This is a genomic window from Azospirillum isscasi (assembly GCF_030849505.1).
Taxonomy (GTDB): Bacteria; Pseudomonadota; Alphaproteobacteria; order Azospirillales; family Azospirillaceae; genus Azospirillum; species Azospirillum isscasi.
The window spans coordinates 1-12258 of sequence record NZ_JAUJFI010000013.1 but is presented as its reverse complement, the minus strand read 5'-3'; the positions used below and the strand labels follow the sequence as shown (position 1 = coordinate 12258).

The following is a 12258-nucleotide window of genomic DNA, read 5'->3' as shown; positions in this document are numbered from 1 at the left end:
GAAAGGGAAATAAAGGTGCCGCTTCAGCCCCGCCGCAGGTCCAAGGTCATCGGGAACTGCGGATTGCGCTCCTCCGCCGGGGCGTCCATCGGGCCGGGTGTGTGGCCGAAGGGGAAGAAACGGGCCAGACGCCGCCCCTCCGCCTCGTTGGCGTTGACCGGGAAGGTGTCGTAGTTGCGCCCGCCCGGATGCATGACGTGGTAGGTGCAGCCGCCGATGGAGCGGCCCGCCCACAGGTCCAGGATGTCGAAGACCAGCGGCGTGTGCACCGGGATCGTCGGGTGCAGGCAGGAGGGCGGCTGCCACGCCCGGTACCGCACGCCGGCCACGAATTCGCCCTCCGTCCCCGTGGGGATCAGCGGCACGCGGCGCCCGTTGCAGGTGATGGCGTAGCGCGCGTCGGTCAGACCGGTGACCCGCACCTGCACCCGCTCGACCGAGCTGTCCACGTAGCGCACCGTGCCGCCGCCGCCCGGCTCCTCGCCCAGGACGTGCCAGGGCTCCAGCGCCATGCGCAGTTCCAGCGAGATGCCGCGCTGGTTGACGTGGCCGTAGACCGGGAAGCGGAAGTTCATGTGCGGGTCGAACCAGCGCTCCTCGATGGGATAGCCGTGGTCGCGCAGGTCGGCGATCACGTCCGCCAGATCCTGCTGCACGAAATAGGGCAGCATGAAGCGGTCGTGCAGCTCCGTCCCCCAGCGCACCAGCTTGCCCTTGTAGGGGGCCTTCCAGAAACGCGCGACCAGGGCGCGCAGCAGAAGCTGCTGGGTCAGGCTCATCTCCGCGTGGGGTGGCATCTCGAAGGCACGGAACTCGACCAGCCCCAGACGCCCGGTCGCGCTGTCCGGGGAATAGAGCTTGTCGATGCAGAACTCCGCCCGGTGGGTGTTGCCCTGCACGTCGGTCAACAGGTTGCGCAACACGCGGTCCACCATCCAGGGCGGGCAATTGCCCGCCGCCGCGGCCTTGTCGATCTGGTTGAAGGCGATCTCCAGCTCATAGAGCGCGTCGTCGCGGGCCTCGTCCACGCGCGGCGCTTGGCTGGTCGGGCCGATGAACAGGCCGGAGAAGGCGTAGGACAGGGACGGGTGGTTCTGCCAGAAGGTGATCAGGCTGCGCAGCATGTCGGGCCGCCGCAGGAAGGGGCTGTCCGCCGCCGTGGCGCCGCCCATCACCACATGGTTGCCGCCGCCGGTGCCGCAGTGGCGCCCGTCGATCATGAACTTCTCCGCACCCAGCCGCGACTGGCGGGCGTCCTCGTAAAGGTCCAGCGTGTTGCGGACCAGCTCGTCCCAAGTGTGCGAGGGGTGGATGTTCACCTCGATCACGCCGGGGTCGGGGGTGACGGCCAGCGAGTTCAGGCGCGGGTCCTTGGGGGGCTGGTAGCCTTCGATGACCACCGGCATGTCCAGTTCGACCGCCGTCGCCTCGATCTCCGCCAGCATCGCCAGATAATCCTCCAGCGTGTTCATCGGCGGCATGAAGAGGTGGATCCGGCCGTTCCGCGCCTCGCAGGTCAGGGCGGTGCGGACCACCCACCAGGCGGACTTGCCTTCCGCCGGGATCTCGCTGCGCACCTCGGCCATGGCGCGCTGGACGCGCTCGTTCCGCTTGGCGGCGTCCTGGCGCTCCGCCGTCTCGCGGACCGCGCGCTGGCGCAGCGGCACCCGGTTCGGCGGCAGCGGCGCCCGCTCCTCGAAGGGGTCGGTTTCCCAGGAGTAGGGATAGTCCTGCGGCGCCACCCAGGGCAGGGAGCCCAGCGGCAGGCGGTAGCCGACCGGGCTGTCGCCCGGCATCAGCAGCAGCCGTTCCTGGCGCAGCGGCCAGGCGCTGGACAGCCACACCGGCCCCTGCTGGGTCATCTTGCGGTTGATCGGCAGGGCGAAGCCGACCGGCTCGTTCAGGCCGCGGGTGAAGACGTGGGCGAGGCGCGCACGCTCCTCCTTGTCCTCCAGCTTGCTGTCCAGCGGATCGACGTTGACCGGCAGCAACGATTCGCGGCGCAGGTAATGCCATGGGTCCTCGTAGGCGGCCAGCACCAGCGCCGGGTCCAGCCCCAGCTTTTTCGCCAGCGTGACCAGGAAGGCGCCGGCGTCCTCCGCCGTGTGGCCGTAGTCGGTGTCCTCGCGCGCCAGAAGGTCGCCGTTCGCCCACAGCGCCTCGCCGTCGCGGCGCCAGTAGACGGTCATCGCCCAGCGCGGCAGCGATTCGCCCGGATACCACTTGCCCTGGCCGAAATGCAGCAGCCCGCCCGGCGCGAAGCGGTTGGCCAACCGGTGCACGAGGTCGGCGGCGAGCTTGCGCTTGTTGGGGCCGAGCGCGGTGGTGTTCCACTCCGCCCCGTCCATGTCGTCGATGGACACGAAGGTCGGTTCGCCGCCCATGGTCAGGCGGACGTCCCCGGCGTCCAGCTCCTCGTCGATGCGGTGGCCCAGCGCCTCGATGCCCGCCCACTGCTGCGGGCTGTAGGGCTTGGTAACGCGCGGCGCCTCATAGATGCGGGTGACCGACATCTCGTGGCCGAACTCCACCTCGCACTCGTCGATGAGGCCGGAGATGGGGGCGGCGGAGGAGGCGTCGGGCGTGCAGGCCAGCGGGATGTGCCCCTCGCCGGCCAGCAGGCCGGAAGTGGGATCGAGCCCGACCCAGCCGGCGCCGGGCAGGAACACCTCGGTCCAGGCGTGCAGGTCGGTGAAGTCGGCCTCCGGTCCGGACGGGCCGTCCAGCGCCTTCTGGTCGGCGGTGAGCTGGATCAGGTAACCGGAGACGAAGCGCGCGGCCAGACCCAGGTTGCGCAGGATCTGCACCAGCAGCCACGCCGAATCGCGGCAGGAGCCGGTGCGCTTGCCCAGCGTCTCCTCACAGGTCTGGATGCCCGGCTCCAGGCGGATGACGTAGCCGATGTCCTTCTGAAGGCGCTGGTTGATGTCCACCAGGAAGTTGATGGACGCCGCCGGCTCCCGCGAAATGCCGGTCAGATAGCCGGCCAGCAGCGGCCCCGGCTCCTCCACCTCCAGATAGGGGCGAAGCTCGCGCTCCAGCCAGGGTTCGTAGGCGAAGGGGATGGTCTGGGCCTTCTCCTCCAGAAAGAAGTCGAAGGGGTTGATCGCCGCGATCTCCGCGACGAGATCGACCTCCACCACGAACTCGCGGGTCTTTTCCGGGAAGACGAAGCGGGCCTGATAGTTGGACTGCGGGTCCTGCTGCCAGTTCAGGAAATGATGCTTCGGAGTGACCCGCAGCGAGTAGCTGAGGATCGGCGTGCGGCAATGGGGGGCGGGGCGGAGCCGGACGATCTGTGGTCCCAGATTGACCAGACGGTCATAACGATAGACGGTTTTGTGGTTGAGAGCGACGTGGATCGCCATGAAGTTCCACCCGTTTGCTGCGCTGGCCGGTCCGCCGCGGACACTCCGCTGCACGGATGAGGCATAGTACCATCGAAGAGTTCGCGCAGACCAGAGCGCCTTCGCAAACGCGGCACGAGATGGTTGCACAAAAAACGTGCAGAGGTATGCGGTGCCGGTTGCCGCTTTCATCGCCGCGCGGACGGCCCTATAAAGACTTATCCCTGTCCGCCGGACGGGAATGACGCAGGCTTAGAGTGTGTACTGGAAATGGCGATGCTGGCGGGCCTGTCCATGAGCGGCGGATCCCCGGCGGGCGACGCGGCGCCCGGCGGTGCCACGCGCGGCGTCGTCACCGGCAAGTACTTCAATTTCAACCCTCTGCCGCCACCGTCGGACGTGCTCGGCAACCCGCTGGTCATCGGCAACCTGCCGACCCACAAGGCGCCGAAGGAGACATGGCGCAGCCGGTTGCAGCGTCGGCTGGCGCGGTTCCACATCGGCAAGCAATCCACGCAGGTGAAGCGGCGCTGGAAGATCCAGGACACCATTTCCTCCGTGGTCGCCTCGGTCTCGCCGTCGGCGACCCTGCTGGGGGAACGGCGGGGATCGGAGAAAGGCCCGAAATCCAGCGTTCCGGTCATCGTGGTGCGGCACCCCTATCATCTCCGCCATGTGTTCGAACTGATCCAGCAGCCACCGGACGAACTTGCGGCGGAGCGCCGGTTCCTTGAACTGCTGATGGGGCGCGTCCTGCGCAAATATGGGGAACAACTGTCGCAAATCCGCGGCTCCGCCTTCTCCTTCGAGAACGAGGCGCGGGAGTATTTCTACGCCGGCTTCAAACTGGAGCGGCAGATCAAGAAATTCACCAGCCCCGACGAGCGCTTTGCTGTGCTACAGGCGATCTACATCAATTATTTCCATGGGCGGAATTATTACCTCTACGCCCTGCTGCGCCGGGAAAAACTGGCGCCGGACAACAAGCTGTTCATGCTGAACTCCCGCGCCGTCTACTTCATGGCGCGCATCGGCTGGAACGGGGAGTTGCTGGACAAGCCCAACCCGCGTTCCCTGCCCAGCCGGGAGGACATCTTTTTCCTCCTTCAGCGTGACAAGACGGTCCTGACGCGCTATCGCAGCGACCAGGATTTCCAGCGGCAGGTGAAAGCCGTTCTGGAAGCGTTTCCGGCGTAAGGGATTTCGTGCGATGCGGGCAGCGATTCTTCTGACGGGCATGCTGATGGCCGGCACCGCCATGGCGGCGGACACCGGCGGGGAGACCGCCAAGCCCATGGACAAGCCCGCGGCCATGCCCATGGAGTGCGCGGGGGAGACGCCGGCCGCCCAGTTGATCTGCCGGGACGTGTCGCTGGTTGCCGCTTCCGGGAAACTCGACTCGGCCCTCCAGGCGCTGGCCGACGAGGCCGGCAAGCCCGGAGCGGAGGCTGTCGCCGCCGGCCAGCGCGCGTGGCTGCAACGGCGGGACGCCGCCTGCCCGGTCGCCGATGCCGATCTGGCGGACCCGAAGAAGGGCAAGGACCGGGCGGCCTGTCTGGCGCGCCAGATGGCGGATCGCACCAGGGCGCTGGACTCCGAACTGGCGGCCCGCCGCGCTCCGGTCGCCGACGAACCGCTGACGGTTTCGGCCTCGGCCCCGCCGCGTCCCGCCCCGGCTCCGGCGAAGGCGGGTCCGGCGAAGCGGGCGGCGGGATTGCCGGACCTGACCGGGCGCTGGGCCAAGGCCGACCCGGCCACCCGGGCGCCCATCGACGATTGCCGGACCTCCTATCTGGAGATCGCCGGCGACGGCGCCTTCAGCCTGCACGACCCGCGCATCCCCGGCTTCCCGCTGGAAGGCCCGCTGGCGCCCGGCGAGGGCGATCCGGCGGAAGGGCTGTCCTTCGGCGGGGAAGAGGGGCTGCCGGAGGGCACGTTGCGCCTGGACGCCGCCGAGGCGCCGCGGCTGGACCGCCTGTTCCTGAAACTGGCGCAGCCGGCCTTCGGCGCCACCTTCGTGCGCTGCCGGTAAGTCACCGCACGGGGGGCGTTACCGGACGAGCGGTTCCAGGCGCAGGCGCAGGGTGCCGCTCAGTTCCTCCCCCGGTTCGAGGCGGCGCAGTCCGGCGTCCGGCTCCTCCGGGTGGTTGATCGCGTCGGTCATGTGGGACGCCGGCTCGACGCACAGATAATCCTCGCCGGACGGGGCGTAGACGATGAGATGGCCGAACGGCCCGTCCGCCTCGATCGACAGCCGCAGGCCCAGCGTCGGCCAATCCAGAGCCGCCAGCCCGTCCCAGCCCGTGAAGCCGTTGTCCAGCACCGTGCCGTCCATGACGACCCCGTCCGCGAAGGCCCAGCGGGGCGGCACCGCGGCGCGCCGGGCCGGAAGGATGGTCGGGCCGTTCAGCCAGACGCTGCCGACCCGCGCGGTCAGGCGGGTTCCCGGCGGCTTCGGGAAATAGGGGTGCAACCCGATCCCGGCGGGCATGGGCGTGTCGTCCTCGTTGACGAGGGAGAGGGTCAGGCTGAAACCCTCCTCGTCCAGCGCCACGGTCTGCGTCGCGCGGTAGCGCCAGGGCCAGCCGCCGCCGCGGTGCCGGAACGTCATGCGCAGGGCCGACTCGCCGATATCCTCCACCGTCCAGGCGGCGCGCCAGCCATGGCCGTGGATGACGTGCGGGTTGCCGTCCCCGTCCAGCGGAAGCTGCACCCGCTGTCCGTCGAAGGTGAACAGCCCCCCGGCGATGCGGTTGGAGAAGGGCACCAGGGGAAAACAGCCCATGTCGATGGCCGAACCGTGGCGCAGCGCCCAGTCCGAGGCCGGGCGCAGCAGGTCGACGGTGCCGTCCGGGCCATGCCAGGCGAGGCGGGCCACGCCGCCGCCGCGCTGCGGGCACAGGGTGCATTCCAGGGAGCCGTTCATGGCGCGGCGATGCAGCGCAAGGGTGTGGGCGCCGATTCCCTGGTCCAACTCGACCTGCTCCATCTGGGCCTCCTGCCGGCGGTGGTTGGGCGCCGGTATCGGTCCGGGTATCGCACAGCCCGCAGGGGAAGGGAAGACCGGCGCTGCGCGCAAAAGTGTGCCCCGGATCAAGCCCGATGGCCCCTTGCAACACCTTTGCGCAAACAGCCCGGCCACCTGCGCAACCGTACCGTTTAGCCAATTCGCCGCACGTATACCGGCTGTTTACCGGAGTGCGTGGACTATGACAGACCGTCCCCATCGTCCGCCGCCGCGCCGATCCCGCCCATAGGCCGCCCGTGTCATTGCCCGCATCCAGGACGCCCGCCTCCGCAGGGGCACCCGGCCCCGCCGGCACGCTCGACGAGGCGGTGCTGTGCCAGACGCTCGCCGACCATCACGGCGGGCCGGCGCGGATGGTCATCGGCATCGCGTTGCGCCAGCATCTCGACGGCCTCGCGCTGACCCCGACGGAACTGATCCACAACGCCCGGCACCTGAAGGCGCTCCAGGCCAAGACCTCGCTGATGGAAGCCGCCCTGGGCAAGGTCGCCACGGTGCAGGCCCGGCTTCCCGGCCAGGAGGCGAAAGCCCGGCGCCGCGCGCTGGACAACGCGGTCTCCGAAACCTCGGCGAAGGCCCGCGCCGCCCAGGTCGCCTTCACCGGACTGGCGCGGGGGCGCACCCTCATCGAGTCCATCCTGCGCAGCGCGCCGGGCAAGTCACCGACCGGGGACGTTGCGTTCGACCTGCGCGTGGCGGTCTGCCTGGAACTGGAAGACTGCCGGACCTGGGCGGCCAAGCTCGACGCGCTGATCCAGCTTTTCCCGGCGGAGCGGGAGGACGCGCTGTCCGCCGCGCTGGACGAGGTGATCGGCGACGTGCTGGCCTCTCCCGCCGCGACCCAGGACCTGCTTGGAAGCACCCCGGCCGGCGGGTCGCCGCTGGTGGCGCTGTGCGACCTGCTGTTCGGACGGGTGCCGGTGGAGGCGTTCGGACCGAACCGGCTGGGCGTGCTGAACGGCCTGTTCCGCCAGGGCCGCCTGCCCGCCGCCCGCGCCATGGTGCTGGAGCGCATCCGTCGCCATCTCCGCGCCCCCCAGACGCTCGGGCGCGGCACGGCGGAACAGGAAGCCGACCTGCTGCGCACGCTGACCGGCCATCTGCTGACCCCCGCGGGGCTGACCGGCGGGGCCGCCATGGCCGACGCGCTGACCGTCCGCTATTCGCGCCGGCTGGAGCAGGGCGGGGCCAGCGCCTACCGCCGCTCCATCGTCGGGCTCAGCGAGACGCAGCCGGACCTGATCTGCCGGATCCATTATCTGGCCGCCGTCTCCGCCGTGGCCGCCGCGGAGCGGCATCTGGGCGAGATCGTGGACGCGCTGGACGCCGCGCTGAAGAACGAGCTGCTGGTGGAGAACATGGTGCTCCAGACGCCGGACACGGCGCTGGTCCGGCAGTCCCTGACCGGCGCGGTGAAGGCCATCCGCGGATCGGGCCTGCGGGAGGACGACCGGGAACGGATCGCCGCGCGCGCGGCCTCCGTGGTGGACGAGTTCGCACGGCGGGGGAGGCTCATCCAGCGGCTGCGCCAGATCGAGCCCCTGCCGCGCCGCCGCACCATCCGCCTGGCGGAACTGGCCTGTTCCGGTCTGGTCGGCGACGACGGCGCGCTGTCGATCCTGCGCCAGCATATCCTCGACACCGCCCGCCAGCCGCAGTTCCAGGCCGAGTTGGCCGCCGCCCAGGGCGACGACATCGCCCAGGCGGAGGTCCGCCGCCTGTACGAGCTGTTGGACCGGCTCCGCCAAATGCCGCTGACCCCGGCCAAGGCGCCGCCGCAGGCCATCCGGCCGGAGCCGGCCTCCACCTTCGAGCCCTGCGGCGCGACGGCGCTGCCGACCGTCCTGGCGCCGCCCGTCCGCAGCATCGCCCTTCCGATGAGCATGGCCGCGGTGACGGTTCCGATGCCGGTGGCGGGGGCCGCCGCGTCCGGCCTGTGCCCGGGCTGCTTCGCTCCGAAGGCGCCGCGCGAGGTCTGCCGGGATTGCGGCTATCCGGTCCGCGTGCAGAACCGCAACGGCATCCACCTGCTGCCGGGAACGCGGCTGCTGGGCCGCTATCTCGTGGGCCGCGTCCTGGGGCAGGGGGGCTTCGGCGCCACCTATCTCGGCTGGGACGAACGGCTTCAGATCAAGGTCGCGGTGAAGGAGTTCTACCCGGCCAATCTGGTGTCCCGCGCCGCCGGATCGCCGGGCGTCGTTCCCTTCTCCGACGAGCATGCCCAAAGCTTCTCCGCCGGGCTGACCAAGTTCCTGGAGGAAGCGCGGATGCTCGCCCGCCTGCGGGAGGTGAAGGAGATCGTCAGCGTCCAGGACTTCTTCGAGGAGAACGAGACCGCCTACATCGTCATGGAGCTTCTCGACGGACGGACCTTGAAGCGGCATGTGGCCGAAAGCGGCGGGCGGATCGACGCGCGCAAGGCGTTGACCCTGCTGTCGCCGATCATGAAGGCGCTGCAATTCGTGCACGACCAGGGGATGATCCACCGCGACATCAGCCCGGACAACATCTTCCTGACCAGCGGCGGTGAGCGCAAATTGCTGGATTTCGGCGCCGCGCGCCAAGCCGCGGGGAAGAGCGCCGACCTGACGGTGATCCTGAAGCCGGGCTACGCGCCGCCCGAACAATACGCGCCGGACGGGAAGCAGGGGCCCTGGACGGACGTCTACGCGCTGTGCGCCACCGCGTATTACGCCCTGACCGGAAAGACGCCGCCCGATGCGACCAGCCGCTTCATGAGCGACCGGGTGCCGAGGCTGGCGGACGGCGGCGCCACGGTGCCGCCGGGATTCGAGAAGGTGCTGTTGAGCGGCCTGTCCATGCGCTGGCAGGAGCGTCCCCGCAGCATGCGGGATCTGCTGGTGGCGCTGAACGGGGCGCTGAACGGGGCTTGACCGTCGCCGGGGGCGAAACGGGGCGGCTTGCGGTTTCGCCGCCCCGATCGCGGGTGTCGGGCCGCCTTACTTGGCGTCCGCGGCAACCTGCATCTTGACGATCTTGTCCGGGTCGCTGACCTGACCGTTGCGGGACTGGCTGCCCTTCTTGATCTTGTCCACGAACTCCATGCCTTCGACGACCTTGCCCCAGACCGTGTACTGCTTGTCCAGGAACGAGGCCGGCGCGAAGCAGATGAAGAACTGGCTGTCGGCGCTGTCCGGGTCCGGCGTGCGGGCCATTGACAGCGTGCCGCGGACGTGCGGCTCGTTGCTGAACTCCGCCTTCAGCTTCTTGCCGGAACCGCCGGTGCCGGTGCCGGTCGGGTCGCCGGTCTGGGCCATGAAGCCGTCGATCACGCGGTGGAACACCACCCCGTTGTAGAAGCCCTGACGGGTCAGCTCCTTGATGCGGGCGACATGGTTCGGTGCCAGGTCGGGGCGCAGTTCGATGACCACGCGGCCGTCCTTGAGGTCGAGATAGAGGGTGTTTTCCGGATCCAAGGCCTTGGCCTCCCCCTGAGCGAAAAAGAAAGTGGCGAACAGTGCCGCCATGAGAATGCGCGTCCACCGCAACATGCGAAACTCTCCGATGTGCCGATTCCGCGGAGGCGACCATAGGGGAATCCGGCGCCGATGCAAAGACGCGCTGCGGGGCTGCCGCCATCCGACCGCCGTCCCACCGATATCGCAGGTCTGCAAGGTCGCGCCCGGCCCGTCATGGACGATACATTGCCTTTCGGGTGTTCATGCCCGAAGGGCGACGGTGGGGAGGAGCAAGGCGTGCGGCGGCAGGGCATGCGGAGATTGAGGCGATGGCTGGTGCTGGCGAAGGTGGCGCTGCTGGGCGGCGCCGTCGCCCTGCTCGTCCTGCACCGGACCGATCTGGCCGGAGCCGCCGCCACCCAGGCGTTGCGCCGCTCCGGATTTCCGGACGCCGCCGTGACCGTGACGGAGCTGTCCGCGGAGCGGACCCGCGCCATTTTGCGGCTGGACCGGGACGGGGCGGTCGGCGGGACCCTCGCCATCCTTCACCCGCTGGAAACCCTTCTGGAGGGCCGAATCGCCCGGCTGGAGATCGTGGACGCCCGCCTCAGGCTGGACGTGGCCAAGGACGGCAGCCTGCGCCTCGCCGGCCATCCCCTGGCGGGTTCCGCCAAGACCGGCGGCGGAGAGGCTGACGATGCGACCTTCACGCTCCCCATCGACTCCATCCAGCTCGCGGACGCCGGCGTGACGCTGGCGACTCCGCGGGGAACGGCGGACGGGACGCTGCGTCTGACCATGACCCGCGACGGGGCGCTTCACCGCGGGCAGGCGACCCTGACCGCCCCGGCCAAGGGGCTGCCGGCCCTGACTCACTGGACCGGCGCCGGCACCATCGCGGAGACGGTGGGCACCCTGACGGCCAAGGCCCGCCTCACCTGGGACGGAACGGCGCTGCGGGCGCAGGGCGACCTGCTGCTGGCCGACGTCGCCGGGCGGTTCGGGCCGGTGTCGGCCAGCGGGGTCAACGGGGTTCTCTCCTTCCCCAGCGTCGTTCCCCCGGTGGTGGCGCCGGGCCAGACTCTGGCGGTGAAGCTGCTGGACATCGGCTTGCCGCTGACCGACGGCACCCTCCGCTTCGGCTATGGGGCGAAGGGCCGGCTGAGCGTGGAGCGCGCCGAATGGCACTGGGCCGGCGGGGTGCTGCGGGCGGAGCCCTTCGCCATCGATCCGGTGGCGCCGCGCGGCACGGTGACGCTGCGGGCGGAGGGTGTCCATCTCGGCCCCATGCTGGCGATGGTCGCGGTGGACGGGCTGGACGCGACCGGAACGGTCAGCGGGAGCCTGCCGGTGCGCATCGAGGCCGATTCCGTTCATCTGGACGGCGGGCGGCTGGAGGCGGACGCCCCCGGCACGCTGCGCTACGACCCCGAGAACCCGCCCGGCTTCCTGAACGGCGAGGAGGGCAGCCCGACCGCCCTGCTGATGGGAGCGCTGACCGACTTCCGCTACGACACGCTGAGCGCCACGGTGGACGGTCAGGCCGGCGGAGAACTGGCGATCGGCATCGCCATACGCGGCTCCAACCCGGCATTCTACGATGGCTATCCGGTCGCGCTTAATCTTAAGGTGAGCGGCGCGCTCGACCGGATTCTGCGGCAGAGCTTGGACACCTACCGCATTCCCGAGACGGTGCGCGACCGCATGACGGAGTTCCAACGAAGGAATCCATGAGACACACGGTTCGAAGCCGGCGCGCCCTGACCGCCGCGATGATCGCCGGGCTGGGCGTCGGATTGGGCGCCTGCACCCCGACCGTCAAGGTCGAGGCGCCGGACAAGCCCATCGAGATCAACCTGAACATCCGGATCGAGCAGGAAGTCCGGGTGAAGGTCGAACGCGACCTGGAAAAGGCCATCGCGGACGACCCGGCCCTGTTCGGCCTGCCGCCGGCCCAGGGCACCGCGAAGGGAGGAAAGACGCCATGAAGCGCATGTTTGCCGCCGCCGGGCTGGTGCTGGCGCTCGCCCTGTCGGCTCCCGCCCCGGTGCCGGCCCAGGACGCGCTGGGGGCGGCCAAAGCCGCCGGACAGATCGGCGAGCGTCCGGACGGGCTGGTCGGCGCGGTCCCCGGCGCACCGGCCTCCGCGGCCCAGCTTGCCGAGCAGGTCAACGCCCAGCGCGTCGCCCGCTACCGCGAGATCGCCGGCAGCAACGGCACCTCGCTGGATCAGGTCCAGGCCCTGGCCGGAAAGCAGCTGATCGAGCGGACCCCCGCCGGCCAGTATGTGCTGTCGGGCGGGCGTTGGGTCCGCAAATAGGCCGCCGCCGGGCATGACCGCCGACCTCCGTGCCCGGCTCCGGCAATGCCGTGCGGCCTGCGCCGCCGCGCCGGGCGATTCCGCGGCCCAGGCCGGGCTGTTCGGCGCGCTCGACGCGCTGGGCGAGCCCGGCACGCCGGAGGA

The 12258-nt window shown here is 70.1% G+C and carries 9 protein-coding genes; 6 read left to right on the top strand and 3 right to left on the bottom strand.

Features of this window, described 5'->3' with window-relative positions; all coding sequences use genetic code 11:
* Positions 1 to 23 precede the first annotated feature (23 nt).
* Positions 24 to 3368 carry a transglutaminase family protein gene (locus tag QSG27_RS04840; protein WP_306704003.1) on the bottom strand — a complete coding sequence of 1115 codons (3345 nt, stop codon included), beginning with the start codon at positions 3366 to 3368 and terminating at the stop codon, positions 24 to 26.
* Between the two features lie 273 nt (positions 3369 to 3641).
* Between QSG27_RS04840 and QSG27_RS04835 the strand changes: the two genes are divergently transcribed.
* Positions 3642 to 4544: a hypothetical protein gene (locus QSG27_RS04835; protein WP_306704002.1), complete on the top strand. Its 903-nt coding sequence runs from the start codon at positions 3642 to 3644 to the stop codon at positions 4542 to 4544.
* A 13-nt stretch (positions 4545 to 4557) separates the two neighbouring features.
* Positions 4558 to 5379, top strand: a complete 822-nt coding sequence (locus QSG27_RS04830; RefSeq protein ID WP_306704001.1) for a lysozyme inhibitor LprI family protein — start codon at positions 4558 to 4560, stop codon at positions 5377 to 5379.
* Between the two features lie 18 nt (positions 5380 to 5397).
* Here QSG27_RS04830 and QSG27_RS04825 read toward each other — a convergent pair whose 3' ends face one another.
* Positions 5398 to 6336 carry an aldose 1-epimerase gene (locus tag QSG27_RS04825; protein WP_306704000.1) on the bottom strand — a complete coding sequence of 313 codons (939 nt, stop codon included), beginning with the start codon at positions 6334 to 6336 and terminating at the stop codon, positions 5398 to 5400.
* Positions 6337 to 6617: 281 nt separating this feature from the next.
* On the opposite strand from QSG27_RS04825, the gene QSG27_RS04820 reads away from it, so the two are divergent.
* Positions 6618 to 9269, top strand: coding sequence for a serine/threonine-protein kinase (locus QSG27_RS04820; RefSeq protein WP_306703999.1), 2652 nt, complete (start codon positions 6618 to 6620; stop codon positions 9267 to 9269).
* A 66-nt stretch (positions 9270 to 9335) separates the two neighbouring features.
* Here QSG27_RS04820 and QSG27_RS04815 read toward each other — a convergent pair whose 3' ends face one another.
* Positions 9336 to 9887 carry a peptidylprolyl isomerase gene (locus tag QSG27_RS04815; protein ID WP_407653177.1) on the bottom strand — a complete coding sequence of 184 codons (552 nt, stop codon included), beginning with the start codon at positions 9885 to 9887 and terminating at the stop codon, positions 9336 to 9338.
* A 204-nt stretch (positions 9888 to 10091) separates the two neighbouring features.
* Here QSG27_RS04815 and QSG27_RS04810 point away from each other — a divergent pair, with 204 nt between their 5' ends.
* Genes QSG27_RS04810 through QSG27_RS04800 form a run of 3 tightly spaced genes read left to right on the top strand, consistent with a single transcriptional unit; the run spans position 10092 to position 12114 of the window.
* Positions 10092 to 11528: a YdbH domain-containing protein gene (locus QSG27_RS04810; protein ID WP_306703997.1), complete on the top strand. Its 1437-nt coding sequence runs from the start codon at positions 10092 to 10094 to the stop codon at positions 11526 to 11528.
* On the top strand, positions 11525 to 11782 hold the full coding sequence (locus tag QSG27_RS04805) for a YnbE family lipoprotein (RefSeq protein WP_306703996.1): 258 nt from the start codon (positions 11525 to 11527) through the stop codon (positions 11780 to 11782). Before QSG27_RS04810 ends, QSG27_RS04805 begins: the two co-directional genes overlap by 4 nt.
* Positions 11779 to 12114: a YdbL family protein gene (locus tag QSG27_RS04800; RefSeq protein WP_306703995.1), complete on the top strand. Its 336-nt coding sequence runs from the start codon at positions 11779 to 11781 to the stop codon at positions 12112 to 12114. Before QSG27_RS04805 ends, QSG27_RS04800 begins: the two co-directional genes overlap by 4 nt.
* The last annotated feature ends 144 nt before the right edge of the window (positions 12115 to 12258 follow it).